Below are 22,152 nucleotides of genomic sequence, written 5' to 3' on the forward strand. Positions count from 1 at the left end.
CCGGCGCCTCACTCCCAGCGGAAGAAGCGGGACGCCAGGGCCAGGGAGACGACGGCCCACGCCAGCAGGACGAGCACGTCGCGCGCCGGGAAGCCGCTCGCCCCGGACAGCACCGCGCGCACCCCCTCGGTCAGCGCCGTGATCGGCAGCAGCTCGACGACGGCGCGCAGCGGGTGCGGGAAGGCCGACACCGGCACCACCACGCCGCCGAGGCCGAGCAGCACCAGGTAGACGAGGTTGGCGGCCGCCAGTGTGGCCTCGGCGCGCAAAGTGCCCGCCATCAGCAGGGCCAGGCCGCTGAAGGCGGCCGTGCCGAGCAGGAGCAGCACCGCGGCCCACAGCGGGTTGCCCCGGGGGTGCCAGCCCATGGCCAGGGCGACGGCCGCCACGACCACGACCTGCAGCGCCTCCACGGTGATCACCGCGAGCGTCTTGGCCAGCAGCAGGCCGGGCCGGGACAGGGGAGTGGCGCCCAGGCGCTTGAGCACCCCGTACCGCCGTTCGAAGCCGGTGCCGATCGCCTGCCCGGTGAAGGCCGTGGACATGATCGCGAGCGCGAGCACGCCGGGGGTGACGAAGTCGACCCGCCTGCCGGGCACCTCCAGCAACGGGATCGCGGAGAAGCCCACCAGCACCAGGATCGGGATGATCAGCGTGAGCAGGAGCTGCTCGCCGTTGCGCAGCACGGCCCGGATCTCCGCGCCGGCCTGCGCGAGCACCATGCGGCGCAGCGGCGCCGCTCCCGGAGCCGGCGTGAAGTCGAGCACGGGCGCGGTCACCGGGATCTCCTCGGGAGCATCGGGGTCAGGCGGTGGGCGGTCGGCGCCGCGGTGCCCGCGGGGGCCGGGACGCGAGCGGTGGCGGTGCGGGCGAGGGCGCGCGAGCGCGGCGGGGTCATCGCAGTTCCCGTCCGGTGAGTTCGAGGAAGACGTCCTCCAGGGTGCGGCGCTCAACGCTCAGGTCGTCGGTGGTGACCCCCTCGGAGGCGCACCAGGCGGTCACCGTGCCCAGCAGTTCGGGACCCACGTGGCCCTCGATGACATAGTGGCCGCTCGGGGACTCCTTGGCCGTGCTCCCCGTGGGCAGCGCGTTCAGCAGTTCGTCCAGGTCGAGCCCGGGGCGCGCCCGGAAGCGCAGCTGGCGCTCGGCCCCGGTGAGCGACCGGGGGCTGCCCTCGGCCACGACCCGGCCGCGGTCGATGATGACGACCTTGTCGGCGAGCTTCTCGGCCTCGTCCATGTGGTGGGTGGTCAGCACCGTGGAGACCCCGCGGGCGCGCAGCTCGGCGATGACGTCCCAGCAGGCGTGCCGCGCCTGCGGGTCGAGCCCGGCGGTCGGCTCGTCGAGGAAGACCAGCTCGGGCCGGCCGATGATCGCGGCCGCCAGCGACAGGCGCTGCTGCTGGCCGCCGGACAGGCGGCGATAGGGGGTGCGGGCGTGCTCGGTCAGGCCGAGCCGGTCGAGCAGGGCGCCGGGGTCGAGAGGGGCGGCGTGGAAGCGGGCCACCAGCCGCAGCCACTCCCCGGCGCGGGCGGCCGGGGGCACGCCGCCGGACTGCGGCATCACCCCGACGCGGGGTTTGAGCGCGGCCCCGTCGCGCGCGGGATCCAGGCCGAGCACGCGCACGGTGCCGCCGTCGGCGCGCCGGAACCCCTCGCAGATCTCCACGGTGGAGGTCTTGCCCGCGCCGTTGGGGCCGAGGATCGCGGTGACCGCGCCGCGTTCGGCGACGAGGCTCAGACCGTTGATCGCGAGCGTGCGGCCGTATCGCTTGACCAGGTCGGTGAGCGCGACGGCTGGGGCGTTCATGAGGACGAGTCTAGGGACCGCGCGCCGCGGTCCCGGCGGCGACCGGGGCGTCCGGTGCCGCGCGACGGTAAAGCTTCGCGTGCCGCGTGACGGTAAAGCTTCGCAGCACTTCCCATCAAGGCGGGCGGTCGCGGGACATGTCGGCCGTGTCGCCGTGTGAGGCTGACGCTCGTCCCCTGCCGCGCCCGCGCGGACGCGGGCGGCGGCTCGGGCGTGAACATCCGCCGTCAAGGAGGTCCGGCATGCCCACGCGTACCGGTTACAAGCCCGGCGTGCCCTGCTGGGTGGACCTCGCCAGCACCGACCTCACCGCGTCGGTCGCCTTCTACGAGGCGCTGTTCGGCTGGCGGGCCGCGTTCGACACCTGCGGGGAAGCGGGGGTGTACGGCCGTTTCTCCCAGGGCGGCAGGCTGGTGGCGGGCATCGGCCCGACGTTCTCCCCGGACCGTCCCTCGGCCTGGAACACCTACTTCGCCACCGGGGACGCCGAGTCGGCCACCGAGCGGGTCAAGGAGGCGGGGGGACGGGTCGCCGTCGGGCCGGTCCAGGTCTTCGACGAGGGCACCATGGCGGTCCTCCAGGACACGGAGGGCGCCTCGTTCCTGGTCTGGGAGCCGGTGCGGCACCAGGGCGCACAGCTCGTGGACGAGCCGGTCGCGCTCTGCTGGAGCGAGCTGGCCTGCCGCGATCCGGAGGGGGCGAGGGCCTTCTACGGCGAGGTCTTCGGCTGGAGCTCCCGGAGCCTGACTGGCCCTGGGGGCGGCGACCGCGCCGAGTGGCTGCTGGACGGCAGGCCCGTGGCCGGCCTGCGGACCATGAACGGAGTGCCCTCGCCCGGCCGCGGGACGCCGTCCCTGGGGGAGCGGGTGGCGCCGTCTCCGGGAGGTACGCCGTCCGTGCTCGAGGCAGGTACGCCATCCGTGCCGGAGGCAGGTACGCCGTCCGGGCCGGACCGCGGGGCGCCGTCCTCGCCGGACGCGCCGCACTGGCTGGCGGTCTTCGCCGTGGCCGACTGCGAGGCCACCGCCGTCCTCGCCGAACGGTGCGGCGGCGCGGTCGTGAGCCCGCCGCGGGATCTGCCCGCCGGACGGCACGCGGTGCTCGCCGATCCGTGCGGCGCCGTCTTCGCCGTCATGGCTCCGAGCCCTCCCGGCGGGGCCAAGCCGACGCTCTCCTCGTCCGGGGAGAGCGGACCTCCTCTGAAGGGCCAGGTCGCGCCCCGAGGGTAGAATCGCCTGGTAGCGGCGGTGCTACCGGCAAGGTCCACCATGAGCGCAACCCGATCGGGACGGAGTGTCGGAAGAGGGCTGACACCCCTCATGCTCATCGCGAGCAGCGTGCTCGCGATGCTAGTGGGGCTCGTCTTCGGAGCGCCGTTCTGGGCGATCACCGACCTGCTCCGCGCGACGGACGCTCGAGAGCACACCCGCGTCACGCTCGTCGAGATGAACGGCCTCCAAAAGCTCGTCCTCGACCTTGAGACGGGAGCACGCGGCTACCTCATCACCCGGCAGCAGCGTTTCCTCCAGCCGTGGGACGCCGCCAGGGAGGCCTTCCCCGGGGAGGCGCGGAAGGTGATCGGCCTCGCCCGCACGACCGAGCTGCGGCGCCAAGCCCTCGAGATCGCCGGTGACGGGGATTCCTTCCTCCGCGACTATTCGGTCCCGCTGGTCGAGGCGGCGAAGCGGGGGGATCCTTCCGCCTGGAGCGTGGCGACGACGGTGGAAGGGAAACGACGCGTCGACCACTTCAGGGCTCAGTTCGACCGGTTCGACCGCGAGGCGCGGTCCATATTGGCGGCGCAGGAGCAGGCCGCCGAGGCCAAGGTTCGCTGGGCGACCGCGGCGGCGGCCGGCGGGCTGGTGGCATCGGTCCTGCTCATCGCCGGTTACAACGGGTATCTGACACGGGCGATCGTCCGGCCGGTGCGCCGGGCGGCCGCCGTCGCCACCAGGCTCGCCGGCGGTGACCTCTCGGCGCGCATGCCCGAGACCGGCACCGGCGAGATCGGGGAGCTCGAAGCCGCGTTCAACGGCATGGGGAGTTCCCTGGAGGAGAGCCGCAGACTGGCGGACGAGGCGCACATGCGCCTCAAGCTGCTGTACGAGGCCGGCACGGCGGTGGGCACCACGCTGGACGTGGGCCGGACGGCGGAAGAACTGGTGCAGGTGGTGGTCCCCGAGTTCGCCGACTTCGTCACCATCGACCTGGCGGTGTCCGTCCAGCGAGGTGAGGAGCATCCTCCAGCCGAGTGGGAGGAACTGTGCCGGGTGGCCAGGGGAGGCATCGAAGAGGTCGTCCCCTTCCAGCCGGCGGGCAGCCTGATCACCTGGCGGCCGTCCACCCCGCAGGCGAGCAGTCTCCGCCACGGGATCACCATGGTCGAGCCCGATCTGCGGCGGGCCATCGCATGGCGGTCCCAGGACGGCGAGGAGGCCGCGCGGATCCTCGATCGCGGCTGCCATTCGCTGATCACGACCCCGCTGTCCGCTCATGGAATGCGGATGGGCGTGGTCAGCTTCTGGCGCTCCCATCCGCATGAGGCTTTCGACGATGAGGATCTGTCCTACGCGGCGGAGCTGGTCGCCAAGGCCGGCGTCGCCATCGACAACGCCCGCCGCTACACCCAGGAGCGCGACACGGCGCTGACCCTGCAGCGCAGCCTGCTGCCCCAGCGGCTGTGCGACCGGCCGGAGGTGGAGATCGCCTCCCGTTACCTGCCCGCGGGTGTGCAGGCGGGTGTGGGGGGCGACTGGTTCGACGTGATCCCCCTGTCCGGCTGCCGGGTCGCCCTGGTCATCGGGGACGTCGTCGGCCACGGCATCCACGCCTCCGCCACCATGGGGCGGCTGCGCACCGCCGTGCGCACGCTGGCCGACGTCGACCTGCCGCCCGACGAGCTTCTCACCCATCTGGACGACCTGGTCATCCACCTGCTCAACGAGCAGCAACCCGGCGCGGCCGAAGGCGAGGCGGGGATCTTCGGGGAGCTGGGAGCCACGTGCGTGTACGCCGTCTACGATCCGGTCTCACGGTGTTGCACCATGGCGACCGCCGGTCACTTCCTGCCCGTCCTGGTCATGCCCGACGGCACCACGGAGGTCGTGAACGGGCCTGTCGGCCCTCCCCTCGGCATCGGCGGCCTGCCCTTCGAGACCACCGAGCTGTTCCTGGCCCCCGGCAGCGTGATCGCCCTGTTCACCGACGGCCTGGTCGAAGTCCGCGACCGCGACATCGAGCAGGGGCTCGCCGAGTTGCGCCGTGCCCTGGCGATGCCGGCGGCGTCGCTCGAAGACGCCTGCGACCTCGTGACCGGCGCGCTGCTCGACGGGCGTCGCGCGGCCGATGACGCGGCCCTTCTCCTCGCCCGCACCGGAGCCCTCTCCACGGACCGGTTCGCCACGTGGGAGGTCCCTGCCGACCCGGCCTGGGTCTCGCACGCCCGCCGGCTGGCCATGGACCAGCTCCACGCCTGGGGCCTGGAGGAGATGGAGTTCGTCACCGAACTCGTGGTCAGCGAACTGGTGACCAACGCCATCCGCCACGCGGCTCCCCCGATCCAGCTGCGGCTGATCCGCGGCAACACGCTGATCTGCGAGGTCTCGGACGGCAGCAGCACCGCGCCCCACTTGCGCCGAGCCCGCGTCTTCGACGAGGGGGGCCGCGGGTTGCTGCTGGTGGCACAGCTGACCCAGGGCTGGGGGACCAGGCAGACCACCTCTGGCAAGACGATCTGGTGCGAACAGGCCCTGCCGGCGTCCGTGCCGAGCGACGGGGCACGCGAAGCGTTCCCGGAAGTCGTGTGAGCGTGGCGTCACCGGCGGCGGATCCCGCGCCCGCTCCCGCGGACCGTCCATGGCCGGTTCGAGGGCGTCCGTTTTGAGGGTGTCCGTTATAAGGGCGTCCGCGAAGACGGGGACCGGAAAGTTATGGCGAACCGGGAATTAGGTGGGCTTTGTAGAGGTTAGGGGTTCCTCGCCCCCCTGTGGGCTGTTTGGTACCTCAGCTCACGAAAGGGATCGCATGCGCGCGACCGCTGTGCAGCAAGACGCCCCGGCGGATCGGTCCGCCGGCCAGAGGCGCCGGCGGGGAGTGCTCGTGCTCATCCTGGGCGCGCTGTCGGCGATCGGGCCGCTGTCCATCGACATGTACCTGCCCGCGCTGCCGGCCATCAGCGGGGAGATGATGACCGGGGCCGCCCAGATCCAGCTCACGCTGACCGCCTGCCTGGTCGGGGTCTCGGTGGGCCAGCTCGTCGCCGGGCCGCTGAGCGACGTGCGGGGACGGCGCGGCCCGCTGATCTTCGGGGTCGGCGCCTACGCGCTCGCCTCGCTGCTGTGCGCGTTCGCCCCCACGGTCTGGGCCCTGGTCGGGCTGCGCCTGGTGCAGGGCCTGGCCGGCGGCGCGGCGCTGGTGATCGTCCGGGCGATCGTGCGCGACCTCTACGACGGACCGGCGATCGCGCGCATCTTCGCGACGCTGATGCTGGTGAGCGGGCTGGCGCCCATCCTGGCCCCGATCGCCGGGGCCCAGTTGCTGCGGGTCACCTCCTGGCGCGGGGTGTTCGTCGCCCTCGGCGCCGCCGGGCTGGTCCTGCTGCTGGCCGTGCTGGCCGGGGTGCGCGAGACGCTGCCGGCCGGGGAGCGGGGCGGCGGCGGGTTGCGGCACACTCTGGCGATCTTCGGAGTGCTGCTGCGCGACCGGTCGTTCATGGCGGCGGCGATGGCGGGCGGGCTCGGCTTCGCCGGCATGTTCGCCTACATCTCGGGGTCGCCGTTCGTGCTCCAGGAGATCTACGGGGTGTCCCCGACCGGCTTCTCGGTGATCTTCGCGACCAACGCGCTCGGCCTGACCCTGATGGCCCAGGTGGGCGGCCGGGCCGCGGGCCGGGTCCCCCCGGCGCGGCTCGTGCTGATCGGCCTGCTGCTGGGCGTGGTCGGCGCCGCCGGTCTGGCCGGAGCCGTGCTCGCCGGCCTCGGCCTGCCCGTGGTGATCGCCTCGCTGTTCACGCTGATGTGCGGGGCCGGGCTCTCGCTGCCCGGGTCGGGGGCGCTCGCGCTGGCCGGCCAGGCGCCCCAGGTGGCCGGCAGCGCCTCCGCGCTGCTCGGCCTGCTGCAGTTCGCCTTCGGCGGGCTGTCCGCGCCGCTCGCGGGCCTTGGCGGCACCGGGACGGCGCTGCCGATGGCGCTGGTCATGGTGGTGCTCACCATGGCGGCCCTGATGACCTTCCTCGGGCTGCGCCGCCGCACGCCCGCGACCGGCGTTTCCCCAGCTTAGGTAAGCCTTACCTGCGTGACGTACCCCATGAACGTCGAGTTGTGTGCCGGGAAGGAATTACGGCACACTGATGTTGTGAAAAACGTGACCGGGATGACGAACGCCGAGAAGGGCGCCGAGCGCGGTACGCGCGCGCGCGTCGCACGGCTCATCCTGGAGCACGGCCCGATCAACGCCGCCGCCCTGGGCGAGCGGCTCGGGCTGACACCGGCGGCGGTGCGCAGGCACCTCGACGCGCTGCTCGCCGAAGGCATGATAGAGCCCCGCACGGTGCGTCCCCGCGGTCAGCGCGGGCGCGGACGGCCCGCCAAGCTGTTCGTGATCACCGACGCGGGCCGCAGCGCCTTCGTGCACGCCTACGACGGCCTGGCCGGGGGCGCCCTGCGCTTCCTCGCCGAGCGCGCGGGCGAGGAGGCCGTCGCGGAGTTCGCCCGGTCCCAGGTGAGCGGCCTGGTGCGGCGGCTGGCCCCGGCGATGAGCGAGGTGCCCGCCGACCAGCGGGTGCGCGTGCTCGCCGAGGCGCTGACCGCCGACGGCTATGCCGCCTCGGCCAGCCAGGCGAAGTCGGGCGGCGAGCAGTTGTGCCAGCACCACTGCCCCGTGGCGCACGTGGCGGCGGAGTTCCCGCAGTTGTGCGAGGCCGAGACCGAGGCCTTCGGGCAGCTTCTCGGCACCCCCGTCCAGCGCCTGGCGACCATCGCCCACGGCGACGGGGTGTGCACCACCCACGTGAGCCCGAGGGCGCTGGCCGCACAGCGGAACCAACCTGTGACCCCCCGGCGCACCGCGACCGTGGACACCTCAGACGACTCCGGCGATGTGACCATAAGCACATCGCGGAACGCGATCGAGAGCAAGGAGACCGGAAGGTGACTCTCACCGACCGCCCGGAGCTTGAAGGCCTCGGGAATTACAAGTTCGGCTGGGCCGACGCCGACGTGGCCGGCGCGACCGCGCGCCGCGGCCTGTCCGAAGAGGTCGTGCGAAACATCTCCGCGTTGAAGAACGAGCCCGAGTGGATGCTCGACCTGCGGCTGAAGGGCCTTCGCCTGTTCGGCAAGAAGCCCATGCCCACGTGGGGGTCCGACCTGTCGGGCATCGACTTCGACAACATCAAGTACTTCGTCCGCTCCACCGAGAAGCAGGCCGCCTCCTGGGACGAGCTGCCGGCGGACATCAAGAACACCTACGACAAGCTCGGCATCCCCGAGGCCGAGAAGCAGCGCCTGGTCGCCGGCGTCGCCGCGCAGTACGAGTCCGAGGTCGTTTACCACAAGATCCGTGAGGACCTCGAGGAGAAGGGCGTCATCTTCCTCGACACCGACACCGGCCTCAAGGAGCACCCCGAGATCTTCAAGGAGTACTTCGGGTCGGTCATCCCGGTCGGCGACAACAAGTTCGCCTCGCTGAACACCGCGGTGTGGTCGGGCGGCTCGTTCATCTACGTGCCGCCGAACGTGAACGTCGAGATCCCGCTGCAGGCCTACTTCCGGATCAACACCGAGAACATGGGCCAGTTCGAGCGCACGCTGATCATCGTCGACGAGGGCTCCTACGTCCACTACGTCGAGGGCTGCACGGCGCCGATCTACTCCTCCGACTCGCTGCACAGCGCGGTCGTCGAGATCATCGTGAAGAAGAACGCCCGCTGCCGTTACACGACCATCCAGAACTGGTCGAACAACGTCTACAACCTGGTGACCAAGCGCGCCGTCGCCTACGAGGGCGCCACCATGGAGTGGATCGACGGCAACATCGGCTCCAAGGTCACGATGAAGTACCCCGCCGTGTACCTCATGGGAGAGCACGCCAAGGGCGAGACGCTGAGCGTCGCCTTCGCCGGCGAGGGCCAGCACCAGGACGCCGGCGCCAAGATGGTGCACCTGGCGCCCAAGACCTCCTCGACGATCGTCTCCAAGTCGGTCGCGCGCGGCGGCGGACGCACCTCCTACCGCGGCCTGGTCCAGATCGAGGAGGGCGCGGCGGGCTCGGCCTCCACGGTCAAGTGCGACGCCCTGCTCATCGACCAGATCAGCCGCTCCGACACCTACCCCTACGTCGACGTCCGCGAGGACGACGTCTCCATGGGGCACGAGGCGACCGTCTCCAAGGTGTCGGACGACCAGCTGTTCTACCTCATGAGCCGCGGCCTGAACGAGGACGAGGCCATGGCGATGATCGTGCGCGGCTTCGTCGAGCCGATCGCCCGCGAGCTGCCCATGGAGTACGCGCTCGAGCTGAACCGGCTCATCGAGCTGCAGATGGAAGGAGCGGTGGGCTGACCATGGGGCTCGATTCCAAGCCACTGTCGACCCTGCACGGCAAGGCTTCCTACAAGCTGGAGGACTTCCCGGTCCCCACCGGCCGCGAGGAGTCCTGGCGCTTCACGCCGCTGTCGCGGCTGCGCGGCCTGCACGACGGCACCGCCGCGGGCTCGGGCACGGTCGTCGTCAACGTGGACGCCGCGCCCGAGGTCTCGGTCGAGACCGTCGGCCGCGACGACCCCCGCATCGGCAAGGCGTTCGCGCCGACCGACCGGGTCAGCGCCCAGGCGTTCACCTCCTTCGAGAAGGCCACCGTGATCACGGTGCCGAAGGAGGCCGTCACCTCCACGCCGACCGTCATCAGCCTGCGCGGCGAGGGCGGCGGCGCGGTGTACGGCCACATCGTGGTCGCCGTCGAGCCGCTCGCCGAGGCCGTGGTCGTGCTCGACCACCAGGGCAGCGCGGTGTACGCCGACAACGTCGAGTTCGTCGTCGGCGACGGCGCCAAGCTCAAGGTCGTCAGCCTGCAAGACTGGGCCGACGACGCCGTGCACGTCTCCCAGCACCACGCCCACCTGGGCAGGGACGCCACCTTCCGGAGCTTCGTCGTCACCCTCGGCGGAGACCTGGTGCGGCTGTCGCCGTCGGTGACCTACACCGGCCGCGGCGGCGACGCCGACTTGAGCGGGCTGTACTTCGTGGACGCCGGCCAGCACATCGAGCACCGCCTGCTGGTCGACCACAGCGTCCCCGACTGCCGCAGCAACGTCGACTACCGCGGCGCCCTGCAGGGCGACGACGCGCACGCCGTCTGGATCGGCGATGTGATCATCCGCGTCGAGGCGACCGGTACCGACACCTACGAGCTCAACCGCAACCTCATCCTCACCGACGGCGCCCGCGCCGACTCGGTGCCGAACCTGGAGATCCTCACCGGCGAGGTCGCCGGCGCCGGCCACGCCTCGGCGTCCGGCCGCCTGGACGACGAGCACCTGTTCTACCTGCAGGCGCGGGGCATCCCCTTCGACGAGGCGCGCCGCCTGGCCATCCGCGGGTTCTTCGCCCAGCTCATCCAGAAGATCGAGGTCGAGGAGATCCGCGAGCGGGTGCTGGCCGCGGTGGAGGCGGAGCTCGGCTCATGACGTTCATCAAGGCCTGCACGATCTCCGACATCCCCGACGGCGGGGTCGTCGGCGTCGAGGTCGAGGGCACTCCGGTCGCGCTGGTCCGCAAGGACGGCGAGGTGTTCGCCCTGCACGACGTGTGCTCGCACGCCGAGGTGCGCCTCAGCGAGGGCGACGTCTACGACGACACCCTGGAGTGCTGGCTGCACGGGTCGTGTTTCGACGTGCGCAGCGGCAAGCCCACCGGGCCGCCCGCGGTGCGGCCGGTCCCTGTCTACCGAGTGAAGCTCGAAGGCGACGACGTGCTCGTCTCGCTCGACGGCGCAGACCATGCTGAAAATGGGGAGTCTTAAGTGTCCACGCTGGAAATTCGTGACCTGCATGTCGCCGTGGAGGACAAGGAGATCCTGCGCGGCGTCAACCTGACCGTCCGCGCGGGGGAGACCCACGCCCTCATGGGCCCCAACGGGTCGGGCAAGTCGACGCTCGCCTACGCCGTCGCCGGCCACCCGAAGTACACCATCACCTCCGGCACGGTCACCCTCGACGGTGAGGACGTGCTATCGCTGACGGTGGACGAGCGCGCCCGCGCCGGGCTGTTCCTCGCCATGCAGTACCCCGTCGAGGTGCCCGGCGTCTCGGTGTCGAACTTCCTGCGCAGCGCGGTCACCTCCGTGCGCGGTGAGGCGCCCAAGCTGCGGGTGTTCACCAAGGAGCTCAAGCAGGGCATGGACGCCCTGTCGATCGACCCCGCCTTCGCCCAGCGCAACCTCAACGAGGGCTTCTCCGGCGGCGAGAAGAAGCGTCACGAGATCCTGCAGCTCGAACTGCTCAAGCCGAAGATCGCCATCCTCGACGAGACCGACTCCGGGCTGGACGTCGACGCCCTGCGCGTCGTCTCCGAGGGCATCAACCGCTTCGGCGCGTCCGGCGAGACCGGCGTGCTGCTGATCACGCACTACACGCGCATCCTGCGTTATGTGAAGCCGGACTTCGTCCACGTCTTCGCGGGCGGCAGGGTCGTCGAGGAGGGCGGCCCCGAACTGGCCGACCGGCTCGAGTCCGAGGGTTACGAGCGCTACACGAAGGCGACCGCATGACAAACGGCATGTTCGACGTGGACAGGATCCGGAAGGACTTCCCGATCCTGTCGCGCGAGCTGCCCGGGGGGAGGCCGCTGGTCTACCTCGACTCGGGCAACTCCTCCCAGAAGCCCACGCAGGTCATCGCGACCATGCGCGAGCACATGGAACAGCACTACAGCAACGTCGGCCGCGCCCTGCACACGCTCGGCGGCGAGTCGACCGAGGCCTACGAGGGCGCGCGCGACAAGGTGGCCGCCTTCATCGGCGCGCCGGACCGCGACGGGGTGATCTTCACCAAGAACGCCTCCGAGGCGCTCAACCTGGTGGCCTACTCCTTCGGCAACCCGGCCAGCGCCGACGAGCGGTTCCGCATGGGGCCCGGCGACGAGATCGTCATCTCCGAGATGGAGCACCACTCCAACATCGTGCCCTGGCAGTTGCTCGCCCAGCGCACCGGCGCGACCCTGCGCTGGTTCCCGGTGACCGACGAGGGCCGCCTGGACCTGTCGAGCCTGGACGAGCTGGTCAACGAGCGCACCAAGATCGTGTCGGTCGTGCACCAGTCGAACGTCCTCGGCACGGTCAACCCGGTGGACGGCATCCTGGCCAGGGTCCGCGAGGTCGGCGCGCTGATGATGCTCGACGCCTCCCAGTCGGTGCCGCACCGCGCGGTCGACGTGGCGGCGCTCGGCGTCGACTTCGTGGCCTTCACCGGGCACAAGATGGCCGGCCCGTCCGGCATCGGCGTGCTGTGGGGCCGGCGGGAGCTGCTGGAGGCCATGCCGCCGTTCCTGGGCGGCGGCGAGATGATCGAGGCGGTCTGGATGGACCACTCGACCTTCGCTCCGGTACCCCACAAATTCGAGGCCGGCACCCCACCTATCGTCGAGGCGATCGGGCTCGGCGCGGCCGTCGACTATCTCACCGCGGTGGGCATGGACGACATCCGCCGGCACGAGCACGAGCTTACCGTGTACGGTTTGAAGGCGTTGTCCGAGGTCCCGGGCCTGCGCATCATCGGGCCCACCACGGCCGAGGACCGCGGCGGCCTTCTGTCGTTCACCATTCCGGACATTCATCCCCACGATGTGGGGCAGATATTGGATGACCAATTCGGCGTCGCCGTGCGCGTCGGGCACCATTGCGCCCGGCCGCTGCATTTGCGCTTCGGAATACCGGCGACGACGCGGGCGTCTTTCTATCTGTACAACACCACGGACGAGATCGACGCACTGGTCCGGGGCATCCATTACGTCCAGAAGGTGTTCGGATAACAGATGATCGCCGAGTCGCTGTACCAGGAGCTGATCCTCGAGCACTACAAGCACCCGCAGGGCCGTGGCCTGCGCGATCCGTTCGACGCCGAGGTGCACCACGTGAACCCCACGTGTGGCGACGAGGTGACGATGCGGGTCAAGCTGGGCGACGGCGGCCAGGTCGAGGACGTGTCCTACGACGGCCAGGGGTGCTCGATCAGCCAGGCCGCCGCCTCCGTCCTGCACGAACTGGCCACCGGTTCCACCGTTGACCATTCTCTGGCGGTGGTGGACGAGTTCACCCGGCTCATGCAGGGCCGGGGTCAGATCGAACCCGACGAGGACGTGCTGGGTGACGCCGTCGCCTTCGCGGGTGTGGCGAAGTTCCCGGCCAGGGTGAAGTGCGCCCTGCTGGCATGGATGGCCTACAAGGACGCCGTGGCGAGGAGCTCGGCATGAGCGTCCCGCGGCCGGTTGGATTGGACGGCCCCGCGCGCGGGGCGGCATGTGCGAGGCAAGGCGAGGAGGCGGCGTGAGCAAGCCCGTGGAGACCCCGACAGGGCCCGTCACCGGGTTCGACGGTGAGGCGAACCTGGAGGAGGTGCTCGAAGCCCTGAGGGACGTCGTCGACCCCGAGCTCGGGGTCAACGTGGTGGACCTCGGCCTGGTCTACGGCGTGAACCTCGACGAGGGCGAGCCCGGCGCGCCGCCGGTCGCCACCATCGACATGACCCTCACCAGCGCCGCCTGCCCGCTCACCGACGTCATCGAGGAGCAGGCGCACTCGGCCCTCGACGGCATGGTGTCCGACGTGAAGATCAACTGGGTCTGGCTTCCCCCGTGGGGCCCCGACAAGATCACCGACGACGGCCGCGACCAGCTTCGCATGCTCGGATTCAACGTCTGAGCACCGCGGTTCCCGACGCCCCCACGAGACCGGCCCGCGGCGCCCGGCCCTGCCGGGCCGCCATCCCGTCGCCGGGATCGGTGCGGGGCGTCCCCTTGGACGCCGTTGTCCCTGTCTGCGAGACCTCGGTACGGCGATCCGCGCCTTTCGCGCCTGGTACGGCCCGTCTCGGAGCCTCGGCCGCGACCCGCTTGATCGCCTCCGGGCGAGGATAGGCTAGACTTCAGTTCGCCCACTTTTTCGAGTGGTGCTCGCGTGTGCCATGAGCGCACCGCTTCGCATCCTTCCGGGTGCCCGTGTTCGAGTGCGGCGCAGGCCGCACGCCCCCGGCTCGTCCTTTCGCAGAAGTGACGCGCCATCTCTCTTCGATCGAAAGGCACGACCAATCGTGACCATCATCAACACCGCCATGCCCGCCGACGCCATGACCGGCGCGGGGCACGACCAGGACGCGCCGACCGCGCGGTCCGCGCGGGCGGTGTCCAGTCCGAAGGGCTCCGCGTCCACGGCCCCCGCCGAGACCCGGCCGCAGGCCGTCCCCGCCGACGGCGAGACCCTCCCCGAGTCCGCCGCCGACGCGCCGGCGGAGTTCTCCCTGCTCGGCCTGCCCAAGCCGCTCATCACCGCGCTGGCCCGGCAGGGCATCACCAGCCCGTTCCCCATCCAGCGGGCCACCATCCCCGACATCCTGTCCGGCCGCCACGTCCTTGGCCGCGGCCAGACCGGCTCGGGCAAGACCCTGGCCTTCGGCCTGCCCACCATGGCGCTGCTCGGCGGCGTCAAGGCGGCTCCGCGCCGGCCGCTCGCCGTCATCCTGGTCCCCACGCGTGAGCTGGCGATGCAGGTGACCGACGCCCTCGAGCCGCTCGGCCGTGGCCTGTCCCTGCGCATCAAGACCGTCGTCGGCGGCATGTCCATGGGCCGGCAGATCGAGGCGCTGCGGCGCGGCGTCGAGATCGTCGTCGCCACCCCCGGCCGGCTCACCGACCTCATCCAGCAGGGCGAGTGCTCGCTGCAGGACGTGCGCGTGACGGTGATCGACGAGGCCGACCACATGTGCGACCTCGGCTTCTTCCCGGTGGTCAGCGCGCTGCTCGAGCGCACCCCCTCCGACGGCCAGCGCCTGCTGTTCTCCGCCACGCTCGACGGGGACGTCGACAAGCTGGTCCGCCGCTTCCTCCACGACCCGGTGACGCACTCGCTGGCCCCGGCCACCTCGCCGGTGGAGACGATGGAGCACCACGTGCTCCAGGTCACCCGGGACGACAAGTTCGCCGTCACCGCCGAGATCGCCGCCCGCGAAGGCCGCACGATCATGTTCGTGCGCACCCAGCACGGCGTCGACCGGCTGGTCAAGCAGCTCGCCCGGGTCGGCGTCCGCTCCGGCGGCCTGCACGGCGGCAAGCGGCAGAACCAGCGCACGCGCATCCTTTCGGAGTTCCGCGAGGGCGCCGTCGGCGTGCTGGTCTGCACCGACGTGGCCGCGCGCGGCATCCACGTGGACGACGTCAGCCTCGTCCTGCACGTGGACCCGCCGATGGACCACAAGAGCTACCTGCACCGCGGCGGCCGCACGGCCCGCGCCGGCGAGCGCGGCACGGTCCTGACCCTCGTGCTGCCCAACGAGCGCCGCTCCACCGAGACGATGACCCGCCGGGCGGGCGTCCAGCCGTTCCGCCTGAAGGCCACGCCGGGGCACCCCCGCCTGGCCGAGGTGGCGGGCGCGCAGCGGCCGAGCGGTGTGGAGGTCCCGGTGTGGGAGCCGGCGGCCCCGGTCGCCGCCAAGCGCCCGCGCCGCGAGGGCGGCCACGGCGGCGGCGACCGCCGTCCGCGCCGCTTCCACGACCGTCCCCGCGAGGACGGCGACCGCCGCGACGGCGCCCCCCGCGGCGAGCGCCCGGCCCCGGCCGACCGTCCCGCCCGCGGCTACCAGGGCGAGCGTCCCTCGCGCGGCTACCAGGGCGAGCGCCCGGCGCGCGACGCCCGCGGCGGCCCCCGCCGCCCCGCCTCCGACCGCCGCGACCACACCCCCGGCCGCGCCGTCCGCTGACCCACCGACGACCCGAACACAAAGGCGCACCCGCTCCCCGCAGGTGCGCCTTTGCCATGCTCCACGAGCTAACGATCCATCGCGCACGCACAGTTACTCGTGTGTCGCTGAAAGTATGCGCTTCCCTAATTGTGCATGGCACAATCCGCTGGTGCGGAGGATCAGGTTCACTCGGTCGGCGCGCAGGCATTCGTATTGGGAGAGGGCGAGCGCTGGCGGTGATCAGAGGTGGCCCGCCCACCGTGGTGCCACCACCTGGCCCTCACATGGATGAACAGTGGCACTGGATCGGACTGGACGATCGCGGCCTGGAGCTGGAGATCATCGCGGTCATGACGGAGAAATGCCTGCTGGTGATCCATGTGATGCCGACCGCGCTCAGGAGGAACACGCCGTGACGGAATACCGTGGCCAATGGCCCCCTGATGACGTCGAACTCGCCTTGGACGACGCTTCGGACGTCGATCTGGAGGCTGAGGAGATCTATGACCGGCGCGGCAATCGCATCGATCAGGCGTATGTGGACGCGGCGGTGGAACACGTGCACAGGACGGTGGGCCGTCCTTCACTCGGCGCGAGCGGCGATCGCTCTCCTCAGGTGACGTTCCGCCTGAGCGCTGAAGAGAAGGCGGCCGCCAAGGCGCTGGCCGAGCGGGAGGGGAAGACGGTGTCCCAGTTGGCCCGGGAGGCTTTCGCTCAGTACATGCGCAAGCATGGTGGCCACGCCGCATGAAGCCGCATGGACCTGACGTCGTGGTCGAAGGCGCGTATGGCCAGGAGTGTTCGCGGGTGACCGTATGTCAGGACAAGAGATGATCTAGGCCGGTGGGGGAGCGGTGCTGCCTCGGGGGGTGAGGCGGGCGGCCTGGTCCTCGTAGGCGGTGACGTGGTCGCCGGCGATGAGCGAGAGCAGGCGGCGGGCGCCGTGCGCGCCGTAGGCAGGGATGTCGCGGGTGAGCGCGGTGAGCGGTGGCCGGACCACCTGCGAGAGCGGGGAGTCGTCCCAGGCGACGATGGACAGGTCGCCGGGGACGTCCAGGCGCATCTCCTGGGCGACCGACAGCCCGGCCACGGCCATGATGTCGTTGTCGTAGACGACGGCGGTCGGCCGCGCGGGCGAGCTGAGCAGCCTGCGGGTGGCGCGGGCGCCCTGCTCGCCGGTGTAGTCGGTGTGCACGGTGACGGCCTCGCTCACGCCGAGGCTCGCGCAGACGGCGGTGAACGCCTCGTCGCGCAGCGCGGTGTGCAGGAGCCGGGGCAGACCGGCGACCCGGGCGATGCGGCGGTGGCCGAGCGCGGCGAGGTATTCGACGGTCTCGCGGACGGCCGTGCCCTCGTCGGACCAGACCGGCAGCAGCGACCCCGACCCCGAGGGTTGCCCGAACACCACGACCGGCATGCCCATCGACTCCATCTCGCTCACGCGGGAGTCGTCGGAGTGCAGGTCGACCAGGATGGCGCCGTCGACGCGGCCCTCGCCCCACCATCGGCGGTAGACCGCCATCTCCTCGTCGTGGTCGGCGACCACCTGGAGCATGAGCGCGTACGAACGGGCCGACAGCTCGCCCTCGATGCCGCTGATGAGCTCCATGAAGAACGGCTCGACGCCGAGGAAGCGCGCCGGGCGGCACAGCGCCAGGCCGACGGTGTTGGCCCTGGCCCCGTTCAGGGCGCGGGCCGCGCTGTTGGGCCGCCAGCCGATCTCGTCGGCGATCGCCAGGATGCGTGCCCGGGTGGACGCCGACACCCCCGGCTGCCCGTTGAGCGCGTAGGACACCGCCCCTTTGGACACCCCGGCCTGCCGCGCGATGTCGGCGATCGTCGGACGTTTCACAGCGGCCCCTTTGCTGAACCGGTCTAGACCAACCGTGTCTGCCCAGTACCTTACTACGCTCCTTGCAGGTGGAACGGGCTCTCCACCGGCCGGGCGGCCGCCCGGTGTACGGGGCGCTCACCCGATCGGCGCGGGGAATCAGGGGGCGGGCACGGTGGCGCTTCCGTTGCGACCGCATACGCGGGGGCCATGGCCTCACGTCTCTTATCCGGTTCAGCACCTACCTCCCCATCAAAGGCGGGAACACGCGGGACCGGCGGCCGTCACCTTCATCGGCGCCGCTGGGGGATGGCCACCCGATGGCCTGCCCGCCGCACGGCCCGGTCCCGTCCTGGTCCGTTTGACGCGCCGGGCGGCTCTCGGGCGGGTGCCTAGCACGCCTCGCGCCCGCCGCCGACTACTCTTGACGAGCAGGCACACCGACGTGAGAGAGACCATGAAGACCTTCGAAGAGCTGTTCGCCGAGCTTTCGGACAAGGCGCGCACCCGTCCCGCCGGGTCGGGCACCGTCGCGGCCCTGGACGCCGGTGTCCATGCCATCGGTAAGAAGGTCGTGGAGGAGGCCGCCGAGAGCTGGATGGCGGCCGAGCACGAGTCCACCGACCGGGCGGCCGAAGAGATCTCCCAGCTGCTCTACCACGTCCAGGTCCTCATGATCGCCCGGGGCATCGGGCTCGACGAGGTCTACAAGCATCTCTAGGCCGGAGCATCCGGCCGCAGCCGACCGACCTCGTTCCTCGACCCGATGCCTCTCCGATCCGAAAGGGACCACGGCAAGCCATGCTCCGTCTCGCCGTACCGAACAAGGGCGTGCTCAACGAGGCCGCCCAGACCATCCTGAAAGAAGCGGGCTACCGCTCGCGCAAAGACTCCAAGGAGCTCGTGGTCGTCGACCCCGAGAACTCCTGCGAGCTGTTCTTCCTGCGCCCGCGCGACATCGCCGTCTACGTCGGCGAGGGCACCTTGGACGTCGGCATCACCGGCATGGACATGCTGGCCGACTCCGGGGCACCGGCCGAACAGATCATTCCGCTCGGCTTCGGGGTCTCCACCTTCCGCCTGGCCGCCAAGCCCGGCGCGTTCACCTCGATCCACGACCTCCAGGGCATGCGCATCGCCACCTCTTACGCGGGGCTGCTCGGCAAGTATCTCGCCGAGGTGGGCGTCGACGCCCGCGTGATCAAGCTGGACGGCGCGGTGGAGACCGCGATCAGGCTCGGCGTCGCCGACGCCGTCGCCGACGTGGTCGAGACCGGCACCACATTGCGCAATGTCGGCCTCGAGGTCTTCGGCGAGCCGATCGCGCAGTCGCAGGCGGCCCTGATCAAGCAGGTCGGCGCCGAGGAGACCCCCGCGGTCAAGCAGCTCGTCCGGCGCCTGCAGGGCGTGCTGGTCGCCCGCGACTACGTCATGATCGACTACGACATCCGGGCCGAGCGCATCGACGAGGCCATCGCGATCACCCCCGGCATGGAGGGGCCCACGGTCTCCCCGCTGCACCGCGAGGGCTGGGTCGCCGTCCGGGCGATGGTCCCGCGCAAGGGCCACCAGCAGATCATGGACCAGCTCTGGGAGATCGGCGCCAAGGCCGTCCTGGTCACCGCCATCTTCGCCTGCCGCCTTTGATTCCACGCTGATCCCGCTCCGATGATCCCGCTCTGACAAATGTCATCGCCAGGCCCGGATGGTCGGCACTGAGGATCTCCGGCGTTCCCTTTTAGCGTTGAGCACATGAACGCCATATCCCTCGCCGGCGTGCGAAAGAGCTTCGGTGAGGTCCGCGCCGTGGACGGCCTGGACCTCACCATGGAGGCCGGGCGCACGGTCGCGCTCCTCGGCCCGAACGGGGCCGGCAAGTCCACGACGATCAACATGCTGCTGGGCCTGACCCGCCCCACCGCCGGGGACATCCGCGTCTTCGGCCGCACCCCCGACCAGGCGGTCGCCGCCGGCGACATCGGCGCGATGCTCCAGGAGGGGACGCTCATCCCCGAGCTGACCGTCCGCGAGCTGGTCGACTTCGTCCGCCGCCTCTACCCTCGCCCCCTGCCGCTGGACGAGCTGCTGCGGATGGCCGACCTGACCGACCTGGCCTCGCGCCGCGCCGACCGGCTGTCCGGCGGTCAGTCCCAGCGGGTGCGGTTCGCCCTCGCCGTCGCCGGGTCGCCCCGGCTGCTGGTGCTGGACGAGCCCACCGCCGCCATGGACGTCGAGTCGCGGCGCGCCTTCTGGGAGGGCATGCGCGCCTACGCCGCCCAGGGACGCACGGTGCTGTTCGCGACCCATTACCTGCAGGAGGCCGACGAGAACTCCGACCGGGTGATCGTCGTCGCCCGCGGCAAGGTGGTGGCCGACGGCACGGCCGCCGAGATCAAGGCGGGCGCCGGCGGCAGCTCGGTGGAGTTCTCGCTCGGCGTCCAGTCGGCGGCCCGCCTGGACGCCCTGCCGGGGGTCACCGGCGTCACCATCCTCGACGGCAGGGTGACGCTGCGCACCGCCGACACCGACGCGACCGTGGCCGCGCTGTACCGCCGCACCACGCTGGAGATCAGCGACCTGCAGATCAACGGGGCCGATCTGGAGGACGCCTTCCTCGCTCTCACCCAGTCCTCGGAGGCGTGAACCATGCCGCACTACATCAAGATCGAACTGCTTCGGATGCTGCGCAACAAGCGCTATATCATCTTCGTCGTGGCCTTCCCCGTCGCCTTCTACCTGCTGTACTCCAACCTGTACGGCGACCAGGCCGACCCCTCGACCGGCACGCGGGCCGCCGTCATCCTGATGGTGTCCATGGGCGCCTACGGGGCCCTGGCCGCCTCGATCATGTCCACCGCCGTCCCGTGGGCGCAGGAACGGCAGAGCGGCTGGCTGCGCCAGCTCCAGATCACCCCGCTGCCCGGCTGGTCGATCATCCTGACCAAGCTCATCGCGTCCCTGCTGCTGGTGCTGCCCGCGCTGCTGTTCGTCGTGCTGGCCGCGGTGCTCACCCAGCACGTGTCGCTGAGCGCGGGGGAGTGGGCCGCGCTGATCCCGGTCATGTGGGCGGGCACGATCCCGTTCGCGGCGCTCGGCCTCATCATCGGCTCGCTGGTGCGCCCGGACACCGCCCAGCCGATCGCCATCATCAGCATGTTCGGCCTCGCGCTGCTCGGCGGCCTGTGGTTCCCCGTCGACATGCTCCCCAGTGCCCTGCGCACCGTCGCGCACGCCCTGCCGTCCTACGACTACGCCTCCATCGGCTGGGACATCGTCGCGGGTCACACCCCCTCGGGGGCGTCGGTGGCCGGCATCCTCGGCTGGGCGGTCGCGCTCGGCGCCATCGCGGTGTTCGCCTACCGCAGGGCGACGGTGCGGGCCTGAGTCATGAGCGGTCTCAGCAGCGTGTTCACCTTCGGCGGGGCGGGCGACAAGCCGTCCCGCTGGAGGCGCCTGCTCGGCACGTCCTTCGGCCTGGTCTACCTGTTCTACCCGGTCTCGGACGTCACCTCGGGCGCGATCACCGGAACCAAGGCGTACTGGGCGGTCGCCTCGCTGGTCGCCTTCGTCACCTGCTACATCGCCACGGTGCTCAGCCCGAAGGACTACGGCGAGCCGGGACGCTGGACCGCTCCGCTGCTGTCGGTGCTCGTGCTGATGGCCATCGTGCTCCCGATCATCTTCGGGGGCGGCTGGGTGGCGCTGCCCGTCTACGTCACCGTCGTGATCAGCATGGGCCTGCCCAGCCGGGTGGCCCTGGCGGGCATCGCGGGAATGGCCGGCGTCGTGGTGGTGGACGGCCGCATCGCCGGGGCCGACGGCGGGGCCATCGCGCTGCTGGTGATGCAGGTCGTCACGCTCGGCGTGCTGTTCATGAGCGTCCGCAACACCCGCGTGCTGCTCAACCGGCTGCACAGGGCGCAGAGCGAGGTGGCCCGCCTGGCGGCCAGCGAGGAACGGCTGCGCATCGCCCGCGACCTGCACGACCTGCTCGGCCACAGCCTGTCGCTCATCGTCCTCAAGAGCGAGCTGGCCGGACGGCTGGCCGAGAGCGGCTCGCCCAGGGCCACCGGCGAGATCCGCGACATCGAGTCGGTCGCCCGCATGGCCCTGCAGGAGGTCCGCGAGGCGGTCACCGGCTACCGCCAGCGCGGCCTGTCGGAGGAGCTCGACAGCGCCCGCGCCGCGCTGGACGCGGCCGGGGTGAACGTCGTGGTGCGCACCACCGGCACTCCGCTGCCCGACACCCTGGACGGCCTGTTCGGCTGGGCGGTGCGCGAAGGGATCACCAACGTCGTCCGCCACGCCCGTGCCCGCAGGTGCGAGATCACCGTGACCTATCACGAGGGCAGGGCCGGTCTCGAGGTCACCGACGACGGCCACGGGGACGGCACCTACGGGCCGGGCAGCGGCCTGACCGGGCTCGCCGAGCGCGTCCAGGCCGCCGGCGGCACCCTGGACGCCGGCCCCTCCGCCGGGGGCGGCTTCCACCTGCGCGTCACCGTCCCGGCCCCGGTGGGAACCCGCGCGTGACCCGGCTCACGAACCATCCGCGCATGGCTTGGCG

The 22,152-nt window shown here is 71.3% G+C and carries 22 protein-coding genes; 19 read left to right on the forward strand and 3 right to left on the reverse strand.

Annotated elements, in window-relative coordinates; genetic code table 11:
• Window positions 1–8: 8 nt before the first annotated feature.
• Window positions 9–722, reverse strand: coding sequence for an ABC transporter permease (locus ACWEN6_RS26145; protein WP_452573803.1), 714 nt, complete (start codon window positions 720–722; stop codon window positions 9–11).
• A 172-nt stretch (window positions 723–894) separates the two neighbouring features.
• Entirely contained in the window at window positions 895–1,809 is a 915-nt protein-coding gene (locus ACWEN6_RS26150) for an ABC transporter ATP-binding protein (protein ID WP_354844915.1), read from the reverse strand.
• Window positions 1,810–2,051: 242 nt separating this feature from the next.
• On the opposite strand from ACWEN6_RS26150, the gene ACWEN6_RS26155 reads away from it, so the two are divergent.
• From ACWEN6_RS26155 to ACWEN6_RS26220, 14 genes are all read left to right on the forward strand, one after another.
• Window positions 2,052–3,038, forward strand: a complete 987-nt coding sequence (locus tag ACWEN6_RS26155; RefSeq protein WP_452573639.1) for a VOC family protein — start codon at window positions 2,052–2,054, stop codon at window positions 3,036–3,038.
• Window positions 3,039–3,128: 90 nt separating this feature from the next.
• Window positions 3,129–5,615 (forward strand): SpoIIE family protein phosphatase, encoded by a 2,487-nt coding sequence (locus ACWEN6_RS26160; RefSeq protein ID WP_452573641.1) that lies wholly within the window; start codon window positions 3,129–3,131, stop codon window positions 5,613–5,615.
• A gap of 292 nt (window positions 5,616–5,907) precedes the next feature.
• Window positions 5,908–7,086 (forward strand): multidrug effflux MFS transporter, encoded by a 1,179-nt coding sequence (locus ACWEN6_RS26165; protein ID WP_452573643.1) that lies wholly within the window; start codon window positions 5,908–5,910, stop codon window positions 7,084–7,086.
• Between the two features lie 93 nt (window positions 7,087–7,179).
• Window positions 7,180–7,959, forward strand: a complete 780-nt coding sequence (locus ACWEN6_RS26170) for a helix-turn-helix transcriptional regulator (RefSeq protein WP_354926746.1) — start codon at window positions 7,180–7,182, stop codon at window positions 7,957–7,959.
• Window positions 7,956–9,368 carry a Fe-S cluster assembly protein SufB gene (sufB, locus tag ACWEN6_RS26175; RefSeq protein ID WP_354844928.1) on the forward strand — a complete coding sequence of 471 codons (1,413 nt, stop codon included), beginning with the start codon at window positions 7,956–7,958 and terminating at the stop codon, window positions 9,366–9,368. The genes ACWEN6_RS26170 and sufB overlap by 4 nt, the downstream gene beginning before the upstream one ends.
• Before the next feature lie 2 nt (window positions 9,369–9,370).
• The gene (sufD, locus tag ACWEN6_RS26180) at window positions 9,371–10,492 is read left to right on the forward strand and encodes a Fe-S cluster assembly protein SufD (protein ID WP_452573645.1); all 1,122 of its coding nucleotides are present in this window, start codon (window positions 9,371–9,373) and stop codon (window positions 10,490–10,492) included.
• Window positions 10,489–10,827 (forward strand): non-heme iron oxygenase ferredoxin subunit, encoded by a 339-nt coding sequence (locus ACWEN6_RS26185; RefSeq protein ID WP_452573647.1) that lies wholly within the window; start codon window positions 10,489–10,491, stop codon window positions 10,825–10,827. Before sufD ends, ACWEN6_RS26185 begins: the two co-directional genes overlap by 4 nt.
• Window positions 10,828–11,574, forward strand: coding sequence for a Fe-S cluster assembly ATPase SufC (gene sufC / locus ACWEN6_RS26190; RefSeq protein WP_354844935.1), 747 nt, complete (start codon window positions 10,828–10,830; stop codon window positions 11,572–11,574).
• The gene (locus tag ACWEN6_RS26195) at window positions 11,571–12,833 is read left to right on the forward strand and encodes a cysteine desulfurase (protein WP_452573649.1); all 1,263 of its coding nucleotides are present in this window, start codon (window positions 11,571–11,573) and stop codon (window positions 12,831–12,833) included. Before sufC ends, ACWEN6_RS26195 begins: the two co-directional genes overlap by 4 nt.
• Before the next feature lie 3 nt (window positions 12,834–12,836).
• Window positions 12,837–13,274 carry a Fe-S cluster assembly sulfur transfer protein SufU gene (gene sufU / locus ACWEN6_RS26200; protein WP_452573651.1) on the forward strand — a complete coding sequence of 146 codons (438 nt, stop codon included), beginning with the start codon at window positions 12,837–12,839 and terminating at the stop codon, window positions 13,272–13,274.
• A 46-nt stretch (window positions 13,275–13,320) separates the two neighbouring features.
• Window positions 13,321–13,722, forward strand: a complete 402-nt coding sequence (locus ACWEN6_RS26205; protein ID WP_452573653.1) for a metal-sulfur cluster assembly factor — start codon at window positions 13,321–13,323, stop codon at window positions 13,720–13,722.
• 388 nt (window positions 13,723–14,110) lie between these two features.
• Entirely contained in the window at window positions 14,111–15,772 is a 1,662-nt protein-coding gene (locus ACWEN6_RS26210) for a DEAD/DEAH box helicase (protein ID WP_452573655.1), read from the forward strand.
• Between the two features lie 266 nt (window positions 15,773–16,038).
• On the forward strand, window positions 16,039–16,170 hold the full coding sequence (locus ACWEN6_RS26215) for a hypothetical protein (protein ID WP_452573657.1): 132 nt from the start codon (window positions 16,039–16,041) through the stop codon (window positions 16,168–16,170).
• Window positions 16,167–16,505 carry a ribbon-helix-helix protein, CopG family gene (locus ACWEN6_RS26220; protein WP_452573659.1) on the forward strand — a complete coding sequence of 113 codons (339 nt, stop codon included), beginning with the start codon at window positions 16,167–16,169 and terminating at the stop codon, window positions 16,503–16,505. Before ACWEN6_RS26215 ends, ACWEN6_RS26220 begins: the two co-directional genes overlap by 4 nt.
• Before the next feature lie 84 nt (window positions 16,506–16,589).
• Here ACWEN6_RS26220 and ACWEN6_RS26225 read toward each other — a convergent pair whose 3' ends face one another.
• Window positions 16,590–17,606: a LacI family DNA-binding transcriptional regulator gene (locus tag ACWEN6_RS26225; protein WP_452573661.1), complete on the reverse strand. Its 1,017-nt coding sequence runs from the start codon at window positions 17,604–17,606 to the stop codon at window positions 16,590–16,592.
• Between the two features lie 436 nt (window positions 17,607–18,042).
• Here ACWEN6_RS26225 and ACWEN6_RS26230 point away from each other — a divergent pair, with 436 nt between their 5' ends.
• The 5 genes from ACWEN6_RS26230 to ACWEN6_RS26250 all read left to right on the forward strand — a co-directional run bounded on the left by ACWEN6_RS26230 (window position 18,043) and on the right by ACWEN6_RS26250 (window position 22,118).
• Window positions 18,043–18,306 (forward strand): phosphoribosyl-ATP diphosphatase, encoded by a 264-nt coding sequence (locus tag ACWEN6_RS26230; RefSeq protein ID WP_248961442.1) that lies wholly within the window; start codon window positions 18,043–18,045, stop codon window positions 18,304–18,306.
• Window positions 18,307–18,386: 80 nt separating this feature from the next.
• Window positions 18,387–19,232, forward strand: a complete 846-nt coding sequence (gene hisG / locus ACWEN6_RS26235) for an ATP phosphoribosyltransferase (protein WP_452573663.1) — start codon at window positions 18,387–18,389, stop codon at window positions 19,230–19,232.
• Between the two features lie 105 nt (window positions 19,233–19,337).
• A complete protein-coding gene (locus ACWEN6_RS26240) occupies window positions 19,338–20,228 on the forward strand; it encodes an ABC transporter ATP-binding protein (RefSeq protein WP_354844955.1) in 891 nt (296 codons plus the stop codon).
• 3 nt (window positions 20,229–20,231) lie between these two features.
• Complete coding sequence (locus ACWEN6_RS26245; protein ID WP_452573665.1) at window positions 20,232–20,969, forward strand: ABC transporter permease; 738 nt, start codon at window positions 20,232–20,234, stop codon at window positions 20,967–20,969.
• Window positions 20,970–20,972: 3 nt separating this feature from the next.
• Window positions 20,973–22,118: a sensor histidine kinase gene (locus ACWEN6_RS26250; RefSeq protein WP_452573667.1), complete on the forward strand. Its 1,146-nt coding sequence runs from the start codon at window positions 20,973–20,975 to the stop codon at window positions 22,116–22,118.
• The last annotated feature ends 34 nt before the right edge of the window (window positions 22,119–22,152 follow it).

This window comes from Sphaerisporangium sp. NPDC004334 (genome assembly GCF_053602655.1).

What these genes read in the sequence shown, in the direction of transcription:
- ACWEN6_RS26230 (WP_248961442.1), top strand. Translation starts at nt 18,043, where the DNA reads ATGAAGACCTTCGAAGAGCTGTTCGCCGAGCTTTCGGACAAGGCGCGC.
- ACWEN6_RS26150 (WP_354844915.1), bottom strand. Translation starts at nt 1,809, where the DNA reads ATGAACGCCCCAGCCGTCGCGCTCACCGACCTGGTCAAGCGATACGGC.
- ACWEN6_RS26145 (WP_452573803.1), bottom strand. Translation starts at nt 722, where the DNA reads ATGGTGCTCGCGCAGGCCGGCGCGGAGATCCGGGCCGTGCTGCGCAAC.
- sufD (WP_452573645.1), top strand. Translation starts at nt 9,371, where the DNA reads ATGGGGCTCGATTCCAAGCCACTGTCGACCCTGCACGGCAAGGCTTCC.
- hisG (WP_452573663.1), top strand. Translation starts at nt 18,387, where the DNA reads ATGCTCCGTCTCGCCGTACCGAACAAGGGCGTGCTCAACGAGGCCGCC.
- ACWEN6_RS26250 (WP_452573667.1), top strand. Translation starts at nt 20,973, where the DNA reads ATGAGCGGTCTCAGCAGCGTGTTCACCTTCGGCGGGGCGGGCGACAAG.
- ACWEN6_RS26185 (WP_452573647.1), top strand. Translation starts at nt 10,489, where the DNA reads ATGACGTTCATCAAGGCCTGCACGATCTCCGACATCCCCGACGGCGGG.
- sufU (WP_452573651.1), top strand. Translation starts at nt 12,837, where the DNA reads ATGATCGCCGAGTCGCTGTACCAGGAGCTGATCCTCGAGCACTACAAG.
- ACWEN6_RS26155 (WP_452573639.1), top strand. Translation starts at nt 2,052, where the DNA reads ATGCCCACGCGTACCGGTTACAAGCCCGGCGTGCCCTGCTGGGTGGAC.
- ACWEN6_RS26170 (WP_354926746.1), top strand. Translation starts at nt 7,180, where the DNA reads ATGACGAACGCCGAGAAGGGCGCCGAGCGCGGTACGCGCGCGCGCGTC.
- ACWEN6_RS26245 (WP_452573665.1), top strand. Translation starts at nt 20,232, where the DNA reads ATGCCGCACTACATCAAGATCGAACTGCTTCGGATGCTGCGCAACAAG.
- ACWEN6_RS26240 (WP_354844955.1), top strand. Translation starts at nt 19,338, where the DNA reads ATGAACGCCATATCCCTCGCCGGCGTGCGAAAGAGCTTCGGTGAGGTC.
- ACWEN6_RS26215 (WP_452573657.1), top strand. Translation starts at nt 16,039, where the DNA reads ATGGATGAACAGTGGCACTGGATCGGACTGGACGATCGCGGCCTGGAG.
- ACWEN6_RS26205 (WP_452573653.1), top strand. Translation starts at nt 13,321, where the DNA reads ATGTGCGAGGCAAGGCGAGGAGGCGGCGTGAGCAAGCCCGTGGAGACC.
- ACWEN6_RS26195 (WP_452573649.1), top strand. Translation starts at nt 11,571, where the DNA reads ATGACAAACGGCATGTTCGACGTGGACAGGATCCGGAAGGACTTCCCG.
- ACWEN6_RS26160 (WP_452573641.1), top strand. Translation starts at nt 3,129, where the DNA reads ATGCTCATCGCGAGCAGCGTGCTCGCGATGCTAGTGGGGCTCGTCTTC.